Source organism: Paenibacillus nanchangensis, from assembly GCF_046543445.1.
GTDB classification, from domain to species: Bacteria; Bacillota; Bacilli; order Paenibacillales; family Paenibacillaceae; genus Paenibacillus_AQ; species Paenibacillus_AQ nanchangensis.
Genome location: NZ_JBHOFD010000015.1, coordinates 34012 through 54438, shown reverse-complemented (window position 1 = coordinate 54438; position 20427 = coordinate 34012). Strand labels below are relative to the sequence as shown.

The window sequence follows — 20427 nt, the reverse complement described above, 5'->3', positions numbered from 1 at the left end:
TTACACACTCCTTTCCGCAGGGTTCCATATTTCCAGGTGATCCCAGTCCATCCCCAGTGCCTCAAGCGCATCCCATGTCAAATTGGCCGCATCAAGCTCATTCCAGGTCAGGTAGGTGAATTTAAACAAAATGCCCAGGTGGGCCGGCATGATCTCGCGAACTGCCCGCTCCACATCTTTCAGGTTTGGCGGTACGCCACGTTTTCCGATAAAGGTAATGATAACCTCGTAATTCCCGAAGTTCTCCTGAACGCTGATTTCTCCGTTTTCGAACGAATCCACTACGTTTTTAATCGTCGCAAGGGTGACCGTACCGGCTCCTCTAAGCTTTGACTTGATTACGGAAATGCGTTGATCGTCGGGTTTGTTCCGGTTGACGGGAATCCCGCACACGGTCTCCCAGAAGTCAAGGCCCCAAGTAGCTTTGTCGATAAAAAACTGATTCAGCACATCCTGAATCCGTCCGTGGAGCAGGTCGATCTCAGCGCCTTCTTGCTCCATCAGGTTTACGACGATTTTGGACTCGCCATAATACTTCGGCAGGGCATCCAGCATTAGGCGCACGGACTGCCGGTCAGACCCAGACATGGAAAGTCACCTCGCCGGGCACGGCCACATGATCGTTAGCAATAGAGAGGTTTTCTTCCTTGCCGTTCACCTTAAGCTCGTCAAAATCGTCAACGGTTTCGATCGCGAGCAGCAGGCCCAAGACACGGTTATACTGCACGACCGTTTTCTCGTCTTTGAAGGCAATCTTGGAAAGAAACTCACTCAGTTTCGCCGTGAACTCGGCTTTCACCGCTTCAAGGTCGGTGCCCGGATCCAGTTTCAGCTTGGCGCTGACGTTAATAAACGTCTGCTCGGCCGGATCAACGGTTACATCCGCGCCGATGGGCCGGCGTGCTTCTACCGCCTCTTTGACCTCTTTAAGTGTTTCGGCTTTGGGCGGGCGTTTATCGGAGGAGAGCAGCACCAGCCTGACGGTGCCGTTGCCTTTCCAGGTCGGAAACACCTTCACATCGCCGATGCCCTTCACTTCAAGCGCCCATTGGCGGTAATGCCAGGCGTTTCCGCTTGTGGCGGGTCTTCTCACGCGGTCGTAATAACGCTGCAGGAACAATTCGTCGGATTCCACATCGGCGCCGTTATCAAACGCTTTGTTGTTCGTCACTGAAGTAACGATACCGGTCAGGTTGCCCAAAAGTAAGCGGATGCGCCCGGCGGCGATGTTGCCGCTTTTCCCGCCGTTTTGTGCTTCTGCAGGAAGGGTGACTGATCCGGTCTCAATTTTCCCTGCTTTGGTGGTAACAAAAGCAATCGGGTTCTCTTCGCCCGTCGTGACGAGGGTTCCCGCCGGGATCACCGTATCTTTGGGGCCGGTAAACGTGACTTCGCCTACGGCTTTTACACTTGGCTTACGTTCGAGGCCAAGCTCGGCGGCTCTGGCGTCCAGATATTCCGAAGGCTGCTCTGGTCCGGCAAAACCAAACTTCAGCACATTGTCGAGCTGAATGTAAGCCTCCGCCAGTTCAATGGCGGCGGGGGAGAGCAGATCGTATGTAATCGACCCTTGCCGCGTATCAATGTCCTCGGGCGATTGTTTTTTCATGCGCTCCAGAAGCGCTTCTTTGGTTTCCTGTTCGTACACGGTCAGATTGTCACCTCCATCGGGATCGTTTCCTGTACGCTGTGCACGGTAAAGCTGACGAACAGCTTCCCGTGGTCGTTGATTACTTCAAAATCGGTGACTTTATCCACGCGGTCGTCATAGATCAAAGCCTCGGTAATGATCCGCGTAATTTCGCTTTTCAGCAGGCTGGGGGAGATGTCCTGGCCTAAAAGCGCGTCCAGCTCGCAGCCGTACTGGCCGTCGTAGATCAGGAACCGGTAACGTGCGGTCACGATCGCTTTCCTGATGAACTGGCGCAGCGCGTCCTTGCCGTCGATCATCCGGTCGATTACCTCTCCGTTCTCCAGGTCCAGCATATACGTGCGGGAAGGGAGCGGGGGAGACAACACCTCAACATAACGGTCTTCTCTAGGCTTCAGCGGTGACAATGCCATCAATCTTTCACCACCCGATCCAAAATGACATACATTTGCCCCTGCTGGATGCCGGCCACCAGGACACGGTCATCCTTTTTGAGCTCGTCGAGGAATTCCAGCTCGGCTTCTTTGGCGGTAAAGTCTGCAGAGGAAAAGGTTAGGCCCTTAAGTTGGAGTTCCGCGGGATTTCCTGATACGGTGCCTGTTGCGGAGGACGTCATGTTGCCTGCCTCGCCTGACGCTCCGCCTTCACTTATCAGCGTAACCGTCCGCTTATGCTTCGTCAGCGACTGGACGACGATCAAATCATCTTTTTCCAGCTCCACGTTCATATGATCGACTTTAATCTTCAGCTCGGGCGGGGCGGAGGTCACGGTGGCCAGCTCGATGGAGACGTCGGTGTTATGCCCGATTTTCCGGATAAGCTGGACCAGCTGGCTGGCCCCGGAGCCTTCGATTCGTTCCATGCCGTCAGCCCTCCTTCGGTTCTTTATATTCCATCTTGGGCAGGTCGTCGGTAGCCGACAGGGTCAAGCTCATCGTATGGCGGCCGTTCTCAAAGGAGTGTTCGTCCGCCGAAATGTAGTACCCCCCAAGGATTTGAGTCATCGATTCCTTAACATAGACGGCCGCTCCCGAGATCACTTCATCAATGCCGAGACACTCGATGCGGGCCTCGTCGTCAATGGTTCCATGATCCTTTAGCAGCTGGTTGGCGAGCTGCTGCATCTGAGAGGAGGTCATGGTCTGCTCGGGTTTCTCCAGAAGCTGCATGACCCCGAAACGGCGGGCCAGCTCTCCGTCTTTGGCTGTGGCAGAGAGTTCCTTTTTTTTGCTGTCGCTGCCGATGACTTTGACCTGGGTTTTGGTCTCCTCAATCGACTGCGAATAGCTGGCGTCCAGAATGTTTACGCCGTTCTCCAGCACCCACTGCACCTTTTGATCCTTGCGGGCAAGCAGATGCAGCTTTCCTTCGCTGGAGGTCAGATAAAACCGCTTGCCGTTCTGGTTCTGCGAGACGGTTAGCGCGGTGACCATCATCTCGAACAGCGTTTTATCACGGAAGACCAGCTTCGGAATGACATATCCCGTATCGTCGATGGTGCCTGCTGCAACCGAAAAATCGCCGCACAGCTTTTTCACGATGGCCGAAGCCGTTTGATTGCGGAATATGCGGGTGTCTTTATTTTTGGTCAAGTAGATGTTTTCGTCGTAAGCCGTCACGCTCATCTGGCCGCCAGCCTGGATGGAATCGGCGAACAAAACGCCGCGGAACAGCTCCTTGTCGTTGTTGACCAGGCGCAGCTCTGCGCCTTTTTCCAGATGGATCAGCCGTTCCCGCCGGTCATCCGTGTTGGTCAGCTCTACGGTCAGCTTTCGCGAAGCCTGCTTGATGTCGCCGGACCACTTGATGGATTTTACGATCGAATCCAGATACACTTCGTCCTGGTCGTCTTTGTAAATGACGCTCCAGCTCATGAAGGAATCACCAGCTTTTGCCCGGGCTGAATACGGTCCGGGTTCTTGCCGATGGTCTCCCGGTTCGCAGCATACACTTCCCGCCAGCGGTCGCCGTTGCCCAGTGTCCGCTGGGCGATTTTCCACAGCGTGTCGCCCGGAATCACGATGTATGCGGCAGGAGGAGTGCGAGTATCGGGCCTCGGGCCGGTTCCGCCGGCCGAGGCGCCATCTTTGGAATGGTCAACCTGACGAAAGGTTACCGGTACATATTCTTTCAGCTCCAGATCGTAGTACACATCGCCCGGGCTTCCCGCGCGTTCGCTGTATTGAAACGAACGGACGGTAACCATCACTTTATCGATTGAGGTGCCTGTAATATCGAGCCGGAGCGGACTGCGGCTTTTCATCCAGTCCTCGATAGTCTTCACGGCGTTCCACGGTTCGGGAATCCCGGTATATTCGCAATACCCGGGGTCGTAGTGCTTCGGGAAAAACGAAGAGAAGCTGTATTCCCGCAGCGCCGAATCCCCAACAATCGTAAACTCGCCAAGCTGAGTCACCTGGACGTCTTCGTAGCCGTGCGAGCTTTTGACCGTCAGCTGTTCAGGGTTTACGGGGAGCCAAAAGCGCTCCTGAAAGTCCAGAGTCGACAGCCAAAATTCAAGGGTTGCCATCAGGCCATCAGCCCTCCTGCCGCTTTAATTTCACGGGCCAAGGCTCTTGCAATTGCGTCAATGTCGGAGTCCTGGCGCACGTTGAAGGTATTTCCTGTGATCGAGATGGAGGCTGCGCCGCTTTGGCCGAAGGCCCGGTTTTCGCTTGCGGTCATGACCCGTTCGCCTTTATGCAGACGGGCCACCATGCCGTCGTAAGGAACGTAGTCGAGGCCGTGGTAAGCGGCCGGGAGCTGTTTCGCACCCGGTGCCGAAGCGGCAACCGCGGTTCCGGAGTCCGATTTGGAGCCGAACAGACCGGATATGCCAAGTCCCTCCAATCCCTCTGAAATAAAGGCCATTATTTTGGGCCAAACCTCTGCAATCTTTGTAAAGATGTAGTACAATCCTGCAAACGCGGCACCAACCGCGAGCGCCGCCAAAATGATTGGAGCAAACGGAGCGGCTACTGCGATCAAAGCGGGGAAAAGTGTGTAAAGAAGCGCGGCGGCTACACCAATGATTCCCGCCCCTACAATATCTGCGTGGGCAGCAACGGCCTCAAGCATGGAAACAAGCATAGTGGCTACTGGAAGCAGCATTTCTCCGACCGGGGCTAGTGCCGTGGTGATCCGGTTCTGCAGAATCCCCCACTGGTCTCCGAAGTTCATCAAAGCTTGGGACTGATTTGCGATTAAATTTCCGTAGTTTCCCATGGCGTCCGTGATATCCTTGAAACCGGTGCCTCCGCCTTTAAGCGCATTAGCAAGGTCTGCTCCCACCGCATCGCCAAAATATTTAGAGGCGATTGCCGCCGCCTTCGCTTCGGTTTTCGCCTTTTGCATCTTCGCGGCAATGGACGCGAGGCCTCCGGCAGGAAGAGCTTGCTTCAGCTTTGAAAGATCGTCCAAGGGGGTAAGTCCCGCCTTCTCCCATTTGGAGAGCAGAGCTAACGATCCTCCCAGATCTAAACCTAAAGCGCGCATCGGATCGGCTAGGGCGGCTGTTTTCTTCATCAGATCTCCCATGCCTACTCCGCCGGCTTTGCTTGCAGCATAGAACTTTTCGAGGGTGGATACACCTTGGTCACCGGTGATTCCCCAAGCAGTCATTGCTTTGGCAGCCGACGCGGCGGCTTCTGCACCGCTCATCCCGGTTAATCTGGAGGCATTCAGCAGCGTAACGGACAACGCCTGCAGCGGCTGTCCTGTCAGTTTGGTCTCCTTGCTAAGCGTGCCCATTGCAGCTGCGATATCGTTCATATCCTGGGGCACTTGCGTACTCACGGCGCGGAACGATTCGAGCAGCTCTTTCATGGATTCCGGCGTAGCCGATACCGATGCGCGGAGCGTACCGGCGGCGGTACTGAAGGTTTTGGCTGCAGTCAGCGATTGGGTTAAGACCGCGGTCAGGGCTCCTACTCCGGCGCCAATCGCTCCGTTAAGCTGCTCGCTATGCTTCTCGTTGCCTGCCACAGTCCTTGCCCGTTTAAATAAACCTGGCGGTTTAGCTTTGGTCATGGGCGTGCCGTATGCATAATGCGCCATCGAGGCTACCTTGTTCCTGTTAAGCCGCGCCTTAATCGCCGTACCCCATTCTCCGGCCTTCGCCAAAGCAGCTGCTTTCAGGTCTGTTTTCGCTATGGATAAACCAACTTGTGCCGTCTGCGCCTGCGAACCGGCTGCTTTGATCACACTATCTCCAGCGGTTTTTAATCCTTCAAGGATTTTATTTCCTGTCGCAGCCGCTACTTCGCCAGTCGCTTCCGCGATTTTTGACACCTGATCGGTTATGTTCTGAATCCTTTTGGTTATATTTCCGGCTTTCTGGAGCTGCTTTGTAAGCCTCACTAGCTCCTTGATTGCATCAGCGGCTTTGCCGGTTGAACTGGCCAATTCCTCTCGCCTCCTTGCGGCTCAAAGCCTTACGGCTTCATGCGGCGGGCGGCCTGCCGTTCCTGTTTGCGCGCCTTTTCTTCCTCTTCCAGCTGCAGCATCATCGAAGCGTACATAAACTGCTTTACGCCCTCGGGCTTGTTATACAGCTCGTCGGGCGGAATGTGGTGCCGCTGGAAAATCAGGTGGATCAGGAACGCTTCGCCGCCCGCTTTGATCAGTTTTTTACGTCATCCTCGTCGCTGTCGAAGCCGCTGATCTCCAGGATTTCCGCCGACAGCTTGGCGATTTCGCCCGCCAGCAGCAAGCCGAGAATGGCTTCGGTCGGTGTTCCGTATTTCTCGATCAGCTCACGTGCCGACCAATCGGGGACAACGCAGGCTTTTTGAATAACGAGCGCGCCGAACTGCTCTTCATCAAGCACCTTTTCGCGTTTTGCGCCTTTGCCGGTATAGTGGGTACACTGCTCCTGAATTTTATTGATCGTTTTGCCGTCGAGCGCCTGAATGCGGAAATCGACGCCAAGCCGCTTCATCGGGACGTCCTTTTCCGGTTTGTTATCAATGCTGAGCAGGGCCTGGAGCACGCTGCTTTGTCTGCTATCCATCATGTAAATGCCTCTTTTCTATAATAAAATGGGGAAAAAGGAAGGCGGCACCGGGGCTGCTGTAAACCCGCGGCTGCCGCATCCCTTCCTATACTGTTGTTGCTTCTGCGCGAGCTTACTCGGCTTTCAGTGCGTCCATCAGTTCGTAACCGGTGAAAGTGAACGGCAGTTCTTCCTCCACCAGGGTGCCCAGTTCAAACTGCATCAGCGGGATTTTGTCGAAGGTCACGCCTTTCAGACGGACGCGGTACGCACCGTAGGATTCAGGGTCTTCCAGCTTCAGAATCAGCTCGGTGATGAAGGTGCCGGCCTTGTCGTCGGCAATTTGACCGATGCGCTCCACAAATTCGGAGGTCACTTTGTAGCCGGAAATCGTGCCGGTGCCGTTCAGGCCCGTTACTTTGTGCGCCGTCCACCGGGAACCGGCCCGTTTAATTTCTTCTTTCGTAATTTCCACATTTGCTTCGGCCGATTTGATATTGGTCAGCCATTGGCCGTTATGATAGACGTAGCCGTACGTCCCGTTAATTACCCGTGTCGAATCCAACATGAGAAATCCCTCCTGATTAAATGTAAAAAACTATAATTAGACCTTGATCGTAAGGAAAATACGTTCCATGCTGTCAATCTCCGTAAAGGAAATCAGCAGATACACCGTGTCGCCTTCGGACTTCAGCTCGGGGTCCAAACCTACGGCGATATCCGTCAGCACATTGTTCACTTCAAGCCGTTCCAGATAAGCTTTGACGGCGGCAATCAGCGCCGCTTGCCCGTCCGCGTTGTTGTCCAGTCTTCCTATGTAGGAATCCGCTGCCGTTTTGGGGATATCTGTAGCGATGGCCTGGCGGGCGCGGATGGCGCGGATTTTTTTGCCGCTGGTTACAAGCCCCTGTTCTACTTTGACTTTTTCGCCGTCGTGTACGAGCACAAGCGAGCCTGCTTTAAGCGCTGCTTCGATCTCGCTGTTTTTCAGCCGTTTCTTGGCGTCCGTTGCGGATACTTGGGTGTAAGTGATCGACTTATTGATCCCTGTACCGGCGATAAGACCGGCGATATAAGGCGCATATTGGGCCGAGCTGTAGGCTGTGCCGTTTACATCAGCTCCGGTGATCAGGTTGACGATATAATCATCCTTCAAATTGCTGGAGCGCGTGTTGCCTGCCGCCGGATTATCATCATCGGCTGCCGTGCCGCCGAGAACGGTCAAAAAGTGTTTGCCTTCGTTCCGGTTGCGTACACACCAATCTTTGGTGGCTGCCGCTTCTTCTGCGCTGATCTCGCCCGGGAAGACAAAAACGTTAAAGCTGCGCGCTTCAAAAGCGTCGCGGACCGCGTCGTAAGCCAGCGCCGCCGCTTCGGCTTTTGGTTCTGCTTTCGGCGGAGCGGGGACGGTGTAGACGAGCACTTCTTTAGCCCCGCCCGAGAGGATCAGGCGGATTGGCCCCAGGTTTTCTTCCCCGAACAGCTCTTTCGCTTCATTTACTTTTTCCACTGTGTAGAACTTGCCCGCCGCGGCGGTGCCGTATTTCAGCAGCGGGAGGCCTACAATCCCCCGTGCGCCCCCCTGGATTTGCGCAGCGGCAGCCTCCACAAAATTCATATACAGGCCGGGACGAACCGGCAAAGACGTCGAATCCCATCTTCCACCCATTTACATTGCCACCTTCCGTTAATTTAGAGTTGTTCGAATGGACATTTTTTTGATTTTTTCATAAGTTACTGCCGCTAAGGCCTCTCTGGCCTCCGTCTGCACGGTTGCGGCGCATTTCTCGAGCCCGTTCTCCGTGCGCCCGGCCGGTTCATACATAAAGGATGCGAACGAGGGCGGGACGGACGGGGAGCCGGCTGCGGGAGCGGAGTTCATTGCATGAAGACTGACCTGCTCCATTGTCAGTACGGCGTCCTGCATCTGTTCCCCGAACAGCGTAATCGTGTACTGCCGCTGGACCATCGTATGGCTCCGGCTCTCCAGACTGCGGTTTTCCTGCTTCAATTGAATGACGAAATCCCCTTTGGCCAGCAGCGCAGGCTCCTGAAAAAGATAAACCGCTGCTCCCGGGACCGCCGTACGGATTAAATCTGCCAAGGCGTTGATCTCTTCGGTAAGAGACAAGCCGCACCACTCCTTTTTAGAACACTGTTAGCATGCTGTACGCGGGTTCTGGTCGCCCTCCTTTTGTGAATTGGATTTACCAAAGACTGGGTTTTTCTCAGCCGCAATTTGCATTATAAAGGCCGTTTACGCCAGCCGAACAGGATGAACTTTTATCACCTGGGGTGAAATCATTTCACCCTGTTGTAAACAGGAAGGCGTTTGCTATACTTTTATTAATTGGTTATTGGAATAGGTTGGGAAGAAGGAGGAGTGAAGGTGGGGCAAATCCGGATTATGCTTGTGGAAGACGATCCGTTCTGGAGAGAAAATATCGCTTCGGATCTGGCGGAGGAGCCCGATATGGAGGTGGCGGCAAGCGTGGCGACCAAAGAGGAAGCGGTGGAGACGGCGAAGCATACCGAGTTGGACGTCATCCTGATGGATATTAACTTGACGGGGAACCAGCTGGACGGGCTGGAGGCGGCGGAGCAGATTTTGCGTCTGCCCGGCAGGGAGCAGGTCAAGGTGATCATGCTGACCTCCATAACGGAAGCCGAAGTGATTATGAAGTCTTTTCGTTTGGGGGCGCTCAACTACCTGAACAAATCAAGCTTCCGGGATATGGTGCAGGCGATCCGGGACGCGCACGCGGGAAAGGCGGCAATCCATGCGGATGCCGCCCGTATGCTGCGGGATGAGATTCAACTGATGGAGCTGACGCCGATGGAACGGGAAGTGTTCGATCTCCGGCGCAACGGGATGAGTAAACGCGAAATTTCAGAGCAGCTGCACAAATCGACCAATACGATCAAAAGCCAGCTGCGCAGCATCAAAAACAAACTGATCCGGTTCAAAGAGGATTAACGGAGTCGGTCTGCGAGTGCTCCAGCACGCTGAGTTTCGGCCTTGCGGAGCGGAAGCGCGAGCGGGGGAAATGCAAAATGATTTTGGCGCCTTCGCCCTCCTTGCGGTCCGCAACCGAAATTTTGCCTCCATGCTTGGACATGACGCTGGCGCAGTAGGATAAGCCGAGACCGTGATTAAGCGTATTCTTTTTGGTGGTGAAAAAGGGTTCAAAAATCTTGGCCGCATGTTCCTTGGGAATGCCCGGCCCGCTGTCCGTAATCTCAATCCGGAGCTCTCTCCTTGTGGCGGCCGCGTACAGCCAAATGCTGCCGCCTGATTCGGGAATGACCTCCAGCGAATTGCGGAGCAGATTATACAGCGTCTCCCGGACATGAACGGCGTCGCACAGCAGCTGGCCGAAGGCGTCATAAGCCGCCGTTACGCGCACATTACGCCCAGCCACCAGGGTGGCGGAAGAGGCGACAATCCCGTCGATGAACTCGCGGATATCATGCAGCTCTTCCTGGAGCGTGATATCGTCCGCTTTTTCCTTGATCCGGTTCACCATCATCAGCAGATGCGAGGTCATTCCGTGTACCTGTTCAATCGTCTGGGAGGCCTTGGCGGTCTGCCCCGACTGCAGCAGTGCGCTGCATTTTTCGGCGAGATAATCGATTTTCTGCACTTCGTTTTTAATCGAGTGGTTCAGAATCGACACGCCCATCGTTAAAGCCCGGATGGAGTAGTCGAGCCGTTCCCGCTCAATCCGCAGCTTGATGCCGAGAAAGCCGTAACGGACAATATAAACAAGAATTAACGCAATGGTGCCTAAAATAATGATAAAGTTCGCTTCCCACATTCCGTTGCTCTTCAGATCAAACGACCACATCCCAAGCTTGAGCGACTGGAAGCCGATATAATCGGAGACGAATGCCCACAGCACCGCCGTCGGCACCAGCGCGGCTGCCCGGCGTTTGCTTCTGCGTCTGTGTTCGTGCCGCTCGGTGAAATAGGCGGTGTAATACAGAACCGCCCCGGCCAGGAAATACAGTCCGTCCCACCACCGGAAGCGGCTGAGGTCGAATTCATTCCAGGGCTCGGCCCGCAAATGACCCGCAAGCAGCAGGAGGGGACCCGCAAGCGCCAGGAGCGAAATCCAGGTTTTGAGGCGGGAGCCCAGCTGTTCGTTCAGCCACAATCCGCCCATGAAGAACAGATACGGAAGCAGAAAAAAATAGATGTGGATAGAGACGACGGTAGACAGGTAAAGGGTGCGGCTGAGAGAGGGGATCATCCAGGGTTGGTCCAGCAGATGCGGCATAATGGACAAGTGCATCGCAAACGTATAACTCGCCGTTCCGCCCAGCAGAATGGTCAGGCCGGTCCACACATTACTGCGCGTTCGATGCCGCAGGAAGAAGAGGCCCAGCGCCCACAGGGACAGAAACATGACGATATAAACAACTTTCATGTCAGACGGCTCCTTCTCGTTCATTCCTCGTGTCTTATTCCATTAATGTATGATTTCCCCATTCAAGTCAAGAGACCTTTTCCGATTAAATACTTATTACCTATAAAGGTGATCATTCTTGAGTCTTAGACGCAAAACTTCCCCGGCTATATAGTAGATATAGATCGAACTAGAGGGGGGAGTTCCAACTGTTCCAGACCGTGTTATCAACGCTGTACCATGTCATTGTGCCGCTTTCCATTCCGGTGGGGGCTGGGGCGCTGCTCGGAAAATTCCGCAGCTGGGATACCCGTCCGCTGCTCACCCTGTATCTATATTTTCTGAGCCCGGCCATTATTCTGGACACCCTTGCCCATGCGGAGCTGTCGTATGAGGAAGTGTACCGCACGCTGGCGTTTTCGCTGCTGAATCTGTTTCTGCTGTGGGGGCTGGCTCAGCTGCTGGGCAGGCTGCTGAAGCTGGATGCGCCCCGGCGGGCGGGACTGACGCTGATCTCCACCTTCACGAACAGCGTCAATTACGGGCTGCCGCTTGTGCTGCTTGCGTTTGGCCAGCTTGGGCTGGACAAGGCCTCCGTTTATGTGGTGGGGCAGATGGTAATCGTAAATACGGTCGGCGTGTATTTTGCCGCGCGTTCGCAGTTTTCGGTCAAGTCCGCGGTAAAATCGGTATTTGCGCTGCCGGCGGTTTACGCGGCGCTGCTTGCGATCGGTCTGCGCATGGGCGGCTGGGCGCTGCCGGAGGATGTAGCCCTCGGCGTCTCGATGGCCGCGGACGCCTATTCGCCGGTGGTACTGGCCGTGCTTGGCGCGCAGATGGTGAAGGTGGGGCAGCGGAAGGGGGAGGCCGCTGCGGATCCTGCGTTCTGGACCGGGATGGCGGTCCGGCTGCTGCTCGCGCCGCTGGCTGCCGCGGCGGCGCTGTGGATGCTGGGCATTACCGGCACGCTGTTCTCCGTGCTGTTCATCCTGGCGTCCATGCCGGTTGCGGTAAACGCGGTTGTACTGGCGGAGCGGTTTGGCGCTTCGCCGGAGCTGGTGTCCCGCTGCATTTTGTGGACGACCCTGGCCTCGTTTGTCGTATTGCCTATATGGATTGTATGGCTGACGTAGCGGGCAGCTGCGGTTATGCGCGTACATAAGGATCTAAAGATTCGGCTGGATTTAAATGCAAACAATGTGTGAAAGAAAGACTTGAATGTTTCTGGAAATTGAAAATTCCTGTTGAAACGCTTGTATATCCCGTGTAAGATAACAAAGTATTCAACCAAGCAGCCCCAAACTTCTATACAAACAACTCATATAATCATGGGAATATGGCCCATAAGTTTCTACCGGACGACCACCGCAATTGTCCGACTATGAGTGAATATAGCGCAACTAGGGTTCCGTTTCCGCTTGTCTCTGTCTGTCAGAGACGGCGGAGAGCCTGGTCCAAGCGTTGCGGACACGTATGTGTTACACCATTTAGGGACAAAAGCCCGGAAGGACAGATTCACTTGAGGAGAAACCGCTCAAGGAATCTGTCCTTTTTTTGTGCTTGGGAAATCCGCAGGAAGAGGAGCGCGACAAACAAATGAAAGCATTGGAAGAACGGATCAGACGAGAAGGACAAATCCTCTCGGACACGGTACTCAAGGTAGACTCTTTCTTAAACCACCAGGTCGATACGGAGCTTGCGCTTGCGATCGGCCGTGAATTCAAGCGGCTGTTCGCGGGACGCCGCATAACGAAGGTGCTGACAGTGGAAGCGAGCGGGATTCAGTTCGCCATGGCTGCCGGCATTGCGCTGGGTGTGCCGTTTGTGTACGCCAAAAAGAAGAAGGCCGTTACTTTGGCTGAGAGCACCTATTCCTCCGAGGTTCATTCTTTTACCCGGGGCGAAACGTACCGGATCAGCATCAGCAAAAACTACTTAAGCGCGGACGACAGTGTGCTGATTGTTGACGATTTCCTGGCAACGGGCGCTGCGCTGCTTGGACTGGTCGACATCGTGGAGGAAGCGGGCGCCGAGCTTGTCGGGGTAGGCTGTGTCATTGAAAAAAGCTTCCAGGAGGGACGGAGTTTGCTGGAACAGCGGGGCGTCCCCATTCGTTCATTGGCCCGGATCGTGTCCATGTCTCCGGGCGAAGTTCACTTTATAGAGGAAACGGAAGAGAAGCTGAAGGAGGAATTATCGTGCTGAGCAAACAAAAAATATTTGCGCTGGGTCTCCAGCATGTGCTGGCGATGTATGCGGGGGCAGTCGCCGTACCGCTCATCGTGGGCGGAGCGCTTGGGCTGAACGCGACCCAGATGGCGTACCTGATCGCCGCCGATCTCTTCACCTGCGGTCTGGCGACGCTGCTGCAGGTGATGGGCACGAAATATTTCGGCAGCGGGCTGCCGGTCGTGCTGGGCTGTACGTTTACCGCCGTAGGGCCGCTTATCGCCATCGCGTCGGCGTCCAATCTGGCTACGGCTTATGGGGCAATTATCTTGTCGGGCCTGTTTGTCTGTCTTGCGGCTCCGCTGTATGGCCGGCTGCTGCGGTTTTTCCCGACCATCGTTACGGGTTCGGTCGTTACGATCATCGGACTGTCGCTAATCCCTGTAGCGATGAACAACGTAGCCGGGGGACAGGGCAGCGCCGATTTCGGCCAGCCCCGCAACCTGCTGCTTGCGCTAATTACGCTGCTGGTCATTTTGGCCGTCAACCGTCTGGCCAAAGGCTTTTTGAAAGCCGTCTCCGTCCTGGTTGGACTGGTTGCCGGAACGGCCGCAGCTTACGCCATGGGCATCGTGAGCTTCGCCTCTGTCGGTGAAGCGTCCTGGGTCAGTGTTGCCCGGCCGTTCTACTTCGGTATGCCGGAATTCAGCCTTACAGCCGTACTCACCATGATTATTGTAAACATCGTCAGTATGGTGGAGTCGTCCGGCGTGTATTTTGCAGTTGGACGGGCAACGGATCAGAAGGTAGAGCCGAAGCAAGTAGTGAACGGTCTCCGTTCGGAAGGTCTGGCTATTATGCTGGGCGGAATTTTCAACGCGTTTCCGTATACGGCATTTTCGCAGAACGTCGGACTTATTTCGCTTACCAAAGTGAAAACACGCAACGTCATCATTGCGGCAGGCGTCATTATGGTTGGACTTGGCCTGCTGCCGAAGCTGGCCGCTTTGACCACCGTTGTCCCGAATGCGGTCCTGGGCGGTGCTATGATCGTGATGTTTGGTTCGGTCGCTGCGTCGGGCATGTCGATTTTGTCCGAGGTCGATCTGCGCAAGGACGGCAACCTGCTGATTGCGGCCTGCAGCATCGCAGTTGGGCTTGGCTCCGCCACGCTGCCGCAAATCTTTGATCAGCTGCCCGAGTTCGCGCGGATGCTGCTCCAGAACGGGATCGTATCCGGTTCGCTGACGGCAATCGTGCTGAATCTGGTGTTGACCAAAAGCAAAGAGACGGCCGTACCAGCCGAAGCCCCGGCACCGGGCGTTACAAGCGAAGCTTCATAAGCCCGCTGAGCTGCCTGCAGAAGGCGGCAGAGGAAGAGAGGCCGGCGTACAAATACTATAGGAGCCAGCTGGTTTAACCAATACCTCGGCTTAACGCCAAAACTCGCCGCCACTGAACGTGGGGCGAGTTTTTTGTTGCAGTGGGGCAGCCGCAGGCCAGGCCAGCCATCAATACTTCCCGTACAGCTCCTGCAAAATATAGTAGGATTGCTTCAGCCGTTCCTTATATTCGGGTAGAGTCCAGCCTTCCCACCGGTATTCGGCCAGGTTTCGCAGCTCTCCGGCTTCCGGCGCGGGAAAGGTGTCCGCCGCGCGGATGCCGCCTGTGCTGCCCGGCAGCGCCGCAGCCGTTCCGTTCTCCCCCGGCTTGTAGGTCAGCGCAGCCAGCCGGATGCCTTCAATCGGCTGGACCGCCTCCAGTCCGTTTTTCCACACATCGCCCGTAGCCAGCTTGCCGCTGGGATCTTTGATGTTCAGCAGCTGCCACGGAATGCGCAGCTCAATCATGCGCTGGTCCGGATTGACATAGAAGTCGGCCAGGGAATCGTAGTTGTCCGCTTCCGGGTTACCGTTGCCATGCCGCAGCCGTCCGGTCTCGTATGAGGTAAACGGCTTTTTTTCACCTGTCGACGGGATGGTTAGGCTTTTGTTAAGCGCCAGCCGGATTTTGTGAAAACGACCGCTGTCCGGCGTAATGGGGTAAGCCAGCGGGGGCAGCATTGGTGTCAGCTTCCCGTATTGGTATTGAAACACGTCGTAGTAGCTGTCGACCAGAATCTCCGACGTATCGGTCCCCGATAACCGGATCACAAAGTCGATTCCCTCCGCGCTCCGGACTCCGGTTCCAAACGGCAGACTCGTATTGCCCTGCCCGGGTACCGTATCGAGGGCGATCAGCGTGTTCATATCCGCAAACGGCCGGTCCGGGTCCATCTCCGCATAATCCAGCCGGAGATACAGGTAACGCTCGTCATGATCGGCATGTATGGCGGCCAGCGTCCGCCGTCCGTCGCCGCTGTCGCCGGCCGGCTGGAGCGGACCGGTCTCCTTGGCGTACAGCGGCTCGTTTACATGGGTATCCCAGTCGTCTCCGCTGCCGTCCACCCGGATTTTGTGGCGGTCAAATGACAGGAGGCCGAACTGCTGCTCGTTGGTCTGCGCGTTGGACCAATAGGGACGCCGCTCGGGATCATCCAGGTCCATCGTATTCCAGGTGCGCTTGAACCATTCATCCTGCCAGGTAAACACCAGACCGCCCAGCATGCCTGCTTTGACAATATCCTCATACAGCCGCGCGTCAATCCGGCCTTGTTCCTGCTCGCTAAGGAACCCTTGGTTCCAGCCCAATGGATTCTCGTGCGTCAGACCGCGGGAAGAAGGGACGCCAAACTCCGCAATCAGGACAGGGAGCTTATGGGCAGCCTTTAACTCAGCCAGATAAGCAGCGTAAGTATTTGGCTCCCCGCGCCAGTCCTTGTACGCCAGGTAAGAAGGCTCATAGTTCATAAAGTCCGGATAATACGGATACACGTGATAGGAAGCGAACTGGCCCGCCGGCGCTTTATCCGTCAGCGAGATGACATTCGGGTTGACCGAGACCAGGTCCTCCTGCGCCGAAGGCTCGGACGGATGATCCAGCAGATCGGTCGTCACCCAGTTGGTGAAGCTGACCGGCCGGGTCCAGCCGTACTGCTTCCGCTCGTAAGCCAGGGTGTAATCAAACATTTCGGCCAGCCACGTTTCAAATGGAGCCGTGCCGTCTGTCGCCGCATATTCGCCTTTAAATTCTCCGGTTCCGGCATGGGCTTTATTGGTCTGCTGCACCATATTCGGGTCCCATTCGATCCCGAGAACCCAGCCGAGAACGTAAGGCGAGACATCTGCGGTGTAGCTTCCCGATGCGTGTCCAGGCTGCGCCGGAACCTCCGCACTGCCGTGGATAACATCGACCAGCCGCCGGATTTCGTCCTTGAACGGTCCGGTGTTGTCATTATGCCTCGCATCCATCGTCTCCAGCAGTTTTTCCTCGTTGGCCCAGACACCCTGCAAAAGGTACAGCTTGCGTTCGTGCGTCCGGTTAAATTCCTCCAGCGCCTTATAGAAACCCGGAGGATGCAGCGTATAGACGCGGATGACGTTTGCGTTCATCTCGGAGATATACTCCAGCCACCGGCTGTATTCCTCCTCCGTAATCGCGGCTTCGCCCGGCCAGGCGCCAGGTTTGGCCATGCCCATGTTTACGCCTTTCACCTTCAGATCGCGCCAGCTCCCGTTCTCGTATACCTGGAATGTGTCCGCGTTCACTCTGGACGCGTAGCTCAGCCCTTCACCGCCGTACGGCGCGAAGGAGGCGGCCGGAACACCGGAAGGCGCGGGCTTGTCCGCCGGACCAGCGGTTTCCCTTTCCCTCCATATGAACCAAGACGCCAACGCGATGAACACCACAGCCAACAGACCGGCCCCCGCTTTTTTCAAAGGCTTCTCCCTCCGCTCTAGTTTAGTTCCTTACCCATCTTTCAACCGGCGGCGCAGGCTCTAAACGATTTTTGTCGAAGAATTGGAAAATATGCGTGACCCCGGCGGGCGGATTGTCTTACTATTAAACTATTCCCGCAAAAGGAGCAGTTCTGTGAAAAAGTTCTGGTTAAGCATCCTGCTCGGCACACTGCTGGTGATTATTGTGCCGGTTATCACGGTTATCGACCGTTTTTCCAACCATTCGGAGCGGCCGCTGGCGTCCGGAGGCCGGATGGATTTGTCCGGCTGGAATTTCGACAAAGGGCCCGTCCCGCTCAGCGGCGAGTGGGAGTTTTATCCGGGAAGGCTGCTGGCACCCGCCGACTTTCAGGGGGGAACGCCGGAAGCCGGGCCGCACCTTGCCCAAGTACCGGGCAATTGGAGGCCGGCTATGCCCGAGAAAGCTTGGAACCGGGCGGTAGGCTATGGCACTTACCGGCTGCTTGTCGATATTCCGCAGCAAGGCGACAGGCTGTACGGCGTGCGGGTGTTGAATATCCGCTCGTCGAGCCGCGTCTTTATGAACGGAGAGGAAATCGGCAGCAGCGGAACTCCGGCGGCGGCCGTTGCCGAGGGCAGGCAAAGCAATATCCCCTACTTCGGTTTTGCTTCCCATACAGGCGGGACCGCCGAAATTATCATCCAGGCCTCTAACTTCAGCTACCATTCCGGCGGAATTGTAGCTCCGGTCCTGCTGGGGGATGCCGAAGCGATTTTGACCCACCAGGAGCGTTCGCTCACGCTGGACTGGACGACGTTTATCTGTCTGATCGTTCTTTCGGGTTTCCTGCTGATGCTCTCCAGAGTCAGAGACCGGGAAGGCTCCGTGCTGCATCTCGGCCTGCTGTGTGTATCCGCTTCCGTATACGTGCTGACCCATGGCGAGAAGCTGATTGATTTTCTGATTCCGGGACTGAACTATGTATTTGTAATGAAAATTCAGCTGATCTCCGCCACGTTAATCTACTACTTCCTGCTGAAATATGTATCGCTGTCGGTTCAGCACTCCATTTCCAGACGGGTGTGGAACATTTATTTGGGCCTGACGATCGCGCAGATTCTCATCGCTTCGCTGCTGCACCCGCTGATCTTCAGCCGGCTTGAGCCGTTTTTGCTGCTGTACGCCGCGTCCACCATCGGTTTTGCGGTGTATGTAATGCTTATGGGATTGATCCGGAACAGAGAAAATATTTTCCTGAACGTTGTCAGCATACAAAGCATATTGGCCGCCATTGTCGTCAACATTTTCAGCCTTGCGGGACTGGAGCTGAGCCGGCTGCTCATTCCGTATGAAATCGTGCTATTTATCCTTGTGCAGTCGGTCATGATGACGAAGCGTTACGCGGCTTCGTTCAGGGAAATCGAATCCTTGTCCCGGCGGCTGCTGGTGCTGGATGCGCTTAAGGATGAATTCATGGCTAAGACCTCACACGAACTGAAAATGCCGCTTGCCGACATCGTCAATCTGGCCCATACGATGGGCGACGGGGCGGCGGGACCCTTGACGGATATCCAGCGGCGGGAGCTCTCGATGATCGTCTCCACTGGTGCCCGGCTGACCGCGCTGATCGGCGATATGTCGGACTTCGCCAAGCTGAATCACGGCGATCTGGCGCCGCGCCCACAGGCCGTCGATCTCCGGATGATCGTGGTCTCCGTTGTGGAAGTGATGCGTGAGATTACCGGCACTTCGCAGCTGGAATTCCGGATGGATCTGCCGCATTCCCTGCCGCTTGTCGAAGCGGACAACGACCGCCTCAGCCAGATTTTGTTCACCCTGCTCGGGAATGCGGTTAAGCATACGCCCCGCGGCGTGATCGAAGTGACGGCTGAGGTGCGAGGCAGAGAGGTTGCTGTCACCGTCTCGGATACTGGAGAAGGGATCCCGGAGGAGAGGCTGGTGACGCTTTTTGAACCGTTTATCGAGGCGGATGAAGGCGTGCGGGAATACCGGAACGCCGGGCTTGGCCTGAATATTACACTTAAGCTGGTCGAACTGTACGGCGGACGAATGGCAGCCGAATCAAAGCCCGGGGAAGGCTCCCGCTTCACCTTCACGCTGCCTGCGCTGAGCGAAAGCCTGCCGCTGCAGACGGAGCATGAAACCGCGGCTGAAACAGCCGCCGCGTATTCGCCTGCAGCGTATTCGTCTGCTGAGCCTGCTGCCGGTCCGCCCGCGGGCGATTCATTCCCTCTTTGCGAAAATTCGTTGGCCGGTGCAGGCGCACAATCCGGGATGAACCCGCAGTCCGGTGCGGAATCGCACTCAGCGGCGGAATTGTCTTCTCCGGCTGAGAGGGATCCTTCTTTCCGGCCTTCCGTGAACGAAGGCGGGCAGTGCTGCCGGATTTTGATCGTCGACGACGACCCGGTCAATACGGAAGTGCTGCTGGGGGCGCTGCGGCTGGAGAACCATCAGGTGATCGCGGTGGATAGCGGACCGGCCGCGCTGCAGCAGGTGCAGCATAACCCGAACCTGGACCTTGTCATCCTGGACTGGTTGATGCCCGACATGTCCGGCCTGTCGCTCCTGAAGGCGATCCGCGAACGGTTTGTGCTGTCGGAGCTGCCGGTTCTGCTGCTGACAACCCGCAGCCGACCCGAGGATTTACAGGCCGCTTTTGGGGCGGGGGTCAACGATTTCCTCAGCAAACCGGTTGACCTTCGCGAGTTCACGGCGCGTGTGCGCACCCTGCTTGATATGCGCAAATCGGCCCGGGCCTCGCTGAGAGCGGAGATCGCCTATCTGCAGGCGCAGATCAAACCGCATTTTCTGTATAATGCGCTGAACGCAATTATCGCCGTATGTCCGGACGATCCCGACAAGGCGACGGAGCTGCTGCTGGAGCTCAGCCAATATCTCCGCAGCAGCTTTGACTTCCAGAACCGGAATGAGACGGTTCCGATTCAGAAGGAGCTGGAGCTCGTCCGTTCCTACCTGGCGCTGGAAAAAGCCCGCTTTGACGACAGGCTGGAAATGGAATGGGATTTGCCCGGGGAGTTGTACGAATTCCTGCCCCCGCTGGTCATTCAGCCGCTGGTGGAAAATGCGATCAACCACGGGATTTTGCGCCGTGAGAGCGGCGGCATCGTCCGCTTGACCATCCGTCTGCTGCCGGCTCATCTGCTGGTTACGGTATCGGACAACGGCATTGGTATGACCGAAGAGCAAATCCGGCATGTTTTGTCGGACGAGCACCGGGGCGGCATCGGGTTAAAAAACATCCGCCGCAGGCTTATGAAAATGTACGGGGAAGGGCTCATGATCGAAAGCGAGCCGGGTGCCGGGACGCACGTGTCGTTCCGCCTGCCTAGGCTGGTGCTGAATGACGTTTAATTTGCAGG

At 56.0% G+C, this 20427-nt stretch carries 18 protein-coding genes and 1 riboswitch; of the genes, 5 read left to right on the top strand and 13 right to left on the bottom strand.

The window, feature by feature from the left end:
* The 11 genes from ACE6ED_RS13825 to ACE6ED_RS13775 all read right to left on the bottom strand — a co-directional run bounded on the left by ACE6ED_RS13825 (position 1) and on the right by ACE6ED_RS13775 (position 8775).
* Positions 1–588 (bottom strand): putative phage tail protein, encoded by a 588-nt coding sequence (locus ACE6ED_RS13825; protein WP_410827757.1) that lies wholly within the window; start codon positions 586–588, stop codon positions 1–3.
* Positions 575–1648 (bottom strand): baseplate J/gp47 family protein, encoded by a 1074-nt coding sequence (locus tag ACE6ED_RS13820; RefSeq protein WP_410827756.1) that lies wholly within the window; start codon positions 1646–1648, stop codon positions 575–577. The genes ACE6ED_RS13825 and ACE6ED_RS13820 overlap by 14 nt, the downstream gene beginning before the upstream one ends.
* 2 nt (positions 1649–1650) lie before the next feature.
* Positions 1651–2064 (bottom strand): DUF2634 domain-containing protein, encoded by a 414-nt coding sequence (locus ACE6ED_RS13815; protein WP_410827755.1) that lies wholly within the window; start codon positions 2062–2064, stop codon positions 1651–1653.
* The gene (locus ACE6ED_RS13810) at positions 2064–2513 is read right to left on the bottom strand and encodes a DUF2577 family protein (protein ID WP_410827754.1); all 450 of its coding nucleotides are present in this window, start codon (positions 2511–2513) and stop codon (positions 2064–2066) included. Before ACE6ED_RS13810 ends, ACE6ED_RS13815 begins: the two co-directional genes overlap by 1 nt.
* A gap of 4 nt (positions 2514–2517) precedes the next feature.
* Positions 2518–3525, bottom strand: a complete 1008-nt coding sequence (locus tag ACE6ED_RS13805) for an XkdQ/YqbQ family protein (protein WP_410827753.1) — start codon at positions 3523–3525, stop codon at positions 2518–2520.
* The gene (locus ACE6ED_RS13800) at positions 3522–4181 is read right to left on the bottom strand and encodes a LysM peptidoglycan-binding domain-containing protein (RefSeq protein ID WP_410827752.1); all 660 of its coding nucleotides are present in this window, start codon (positions 4179–4181) and stop codon (positions 3522–3524) included. Before ACE6ED_RS13800 ends, ACE6ED_RS13805 begins: the two co-directional genes overlap by 4 nt.
* On the bottom strand, positions 4181–6055 hold the full coding sequence (locus ACE6ED_RS13795) for a phage tail tape measure protein (protein WP_410827751.1): 1875 nt from the start codon (positions 6053–6055) through the stop codon (positions 4181–4183). The genes ACE6ED_RS13800 and ACE6ED_RS13795 overlap by 1 nt, the downstream gene beginning before the upstream one ends.
* A gap of 217 nt (positions 6056–6272) precedes the next feature.
* Positions 6273–6665: a phage tail assembly chaperone gene (locus ACE6ED_RS13790; RefSeq protein WP_410827750.1), complete on the bottom strand. Its 393-nt coding sequence runs from the start codon at positions 6663–6665 to the stop codon at positions 6273–6275.
* A 112-nt stretch (positions 6666–6777) separates the two neighbouring features.
* Positions 6778–7212 carry a phage tail tube protein gene (locus tag ACE6ED_RS13785; RefSeq protein WP_410827749.1) on the bottom strand — a complete coding sequence of 145 codons (435 nt, stop codon included), beginning with the start codon at positions 7210–7212 and terminating at the stop codon, positions 6778–6780.
* A 36-nt stretch (positions 7213–7248) separates the two neighbouring features.
* Positions 7249–8313 (bottom strand): phage tail sheath subtilisin-like domain-containing protein, encoded by a 1065-nt coding sequence (locus ACE6ED_RS13780; RefSeq protein WP_410827748.1) that lies wholly within the window; start codon positions 8311–8313, stop codon positions 7249–7251.
* Between the two features lie 18 nt (positions 8314–8331).
* Positions 8332–8775: a hypothetical protein gene (locus ACE6ED_RS13775; protein WP_410827747.1), complete on the bottom strand. Its 444-nt coding sequence runs from the start codon at positions 8773–8775 to the stop codon at positions 8332–8334.
* A gap of 258 nt (positions 8776–9033) precedes the next feature.
* Here ACE6ED_RS13775 and ACE6ED_RS13770 point away from each other — a divergent pair, with 258 nt between their 5' ends.
* Positions 9034–9621 carry a response regulator transcription factor gene (locus tag ACE6ED_RS13770; RefSeq protein ID WP_410827746.1) on the top strand — a complete coding sequence of 196 codons (588 nt, stop codon included), beginning with the start codon at positions 9034–9036 and terminating at the stop codon, positions 9619–9621.
* Here ACE6ED_RS13770 and ACE6ED_RS13765 read toward each other — a convergent pair.
* Positions 9608–11074 carry a sensor histidine kinase gene (locus tag ACE6ED_RS13765; protein ID WP_410827745.1) on the bottom strand — a complete coding sequence of 489 codons (1467 nt, stop codon included), beginning with the start codon at positions 11072–11074 and terminating at the stop codon, positions 9608–9610. The genes ACE6ED_RS13770 and ACE6ED_RS13765 overlap by 14 nt on opposite strands.
* A gap of 188 nt (positions 11075–11262) precedes the next feature.
* Here ACE6ED_RS13765 and ACE6ED_RS13760 point away from each other — a divergent pair, with 188 nt between their 5' ends.
* The 3 genes from ACE6ED_RS13760 to ACE6ED_RS13750 all read left to right on the top strand — a co-directional run bounded on the left by ACE6ED_RS13760 (position 11263) and on the right by ACE6ED_RS13750 (position 14565).
* Positions 11263–12186, top strand: coding sequence for an AEC family transporter (locus ACE6ED_RS13760; RefSeq protein WP_410827848.1), 924 nt, complete (start codon positions 11263–11265; stop codon positions 12184–12186).
* 165 nt (positions 12187–12351) lie between these two features.
* Positions 12352–12455, top strand: a riboswitch (purine riboswitch).
* 194 nt (positions 12456–12649) lie between these two features.
* Positions 12650–13258, top strand: coding sequence for a xanthine phosphoribosyltransferase (locus ACE6ED_RS13755; RefSeq protein ID WP_410827744.1), 609 nt, complete (start codon positions 12650–12652; stop codon positions 13256–13258).
* Positions 13252–14565: a nucleobase:cation symporter-2 family protein gene (locus ACE6ED_RS13750; protein WP_410827743.1), complete on the top strand. Its 1314-nt coding sequence runs from the start codon at positions 13252–13254 to the stop codon at positions 14563–14565. The genes ACE6ED_RS13755 and ACE6ED_RS13750 overlap by 7 nt, the downstream gene beginning before the upstream one ends.
* Before the next feature lie 168 nt (positions 14566–14733).
* On the opposite strand, the gene ACE6ED_RS13745 is transcribed toward ACE6ED_RS13750, so the two are convergent.
* On the bottom strand, positions 14734–17040 hold the full coding sequence (locus ACE6ED_RS13745; protein WP_410827742.1) for a hypothetical protein: 2307 nt from the start codon (positions 17038–17040) through the stop codon (positions 14734–14736).
* A 154-nt stretch (positions 17041–17194) separates the two neighbouring features.
* Between ACE6ED_RS13745 and ACE6ED_RS13740 the strand changes: the two genes are divergently transcribed.
* The gene (locus tag ACE6ED_RS13740; RefSeq protein ID WP_410827741.1) at positions 17195–20419 is read left to right on the top strand and encodes a hybrid sensor histidine kinase/response regulator; all 3225 of its coding nucleotides are present in this window, start codon (positions 17195–17197) and stop codon (positions 20417–20419) included.
* The last annotated feature ends 8 nt before the right edge of the window (positions 20420–20427 follow it).

Coding starts and splice junctions, on each gene's coding strand:
- ACE6ED_RS13825 (WP_410827757.1), bottom strand. CDS start 588: ATGTCTGGGTCTGACCGGCAGTCCGTGCGCCTAATGCTGGATGCCCTG.
- ACE6ED_RS13815 (WP_410827755.1), bottom strand. CDS start 2,064: ATGGCATTGTCACCGCTGAAGCCTAGAGAAGACCGTTATGTTGAGGTG.
- ACE6ED_RS13810 (WP_410827754.1), bottom strand. CDS start 2,513: ATGGAACGAATCGAAGGCTCCGGGGCCAGCCAGCTGGTCCAGCTTATC.
- ACE6ED_RS13805 (WP_410827753.1), bottom strand. CDS start 3,525: ATGAGCTGGAGCGTCATTTACAAAGACGACCAGGACGAAGTGTATCTG.
- ACE6ED_RS13800 (WP_410827752.1), bottom strand. CDS start 4,181: ATGGCAACCCTTGAATTTTGGCTGTCGACTCTGGACTTTCAGGAGCGC.
- ACE6ED_RS13790 (WP_410827750.1), bottom strand. CDS start 6,665: ATGATGGATAGCAGACAAAGCAGCGTGCTCCAGGCCCTGCTCAGCATT.
- ACE6ED_RS13785 (WP_410827749.1), bottom strand. CDS start 7,212: ATGTTGGATTCGACACGGGTAATTAACGGGACGTACGGCTACGTCTAT.
- ACE6ED_RS13780 (WP_410827748.1), bottom strand. CDS start 8,313: ATGGGTGGAAGATGGGATTCGACGTCTTTGCCGGTTCGTCCCGGCCTG.
- ACE6ED_RS13765 (WP_410827745.1), bottom strand. CDS start 11,074: ATGAAAGTTGTTTATATCGTCATGTTTCTGTCCCTGTGGGCGCTGGGC.
- ACE6ED_RS13755 (WP_410827744.1), top strand. CDS start 12,650: ATGAAAGCATTGGAAGAACGGATCAGACGAGAAGGACAAATCCTCTCG.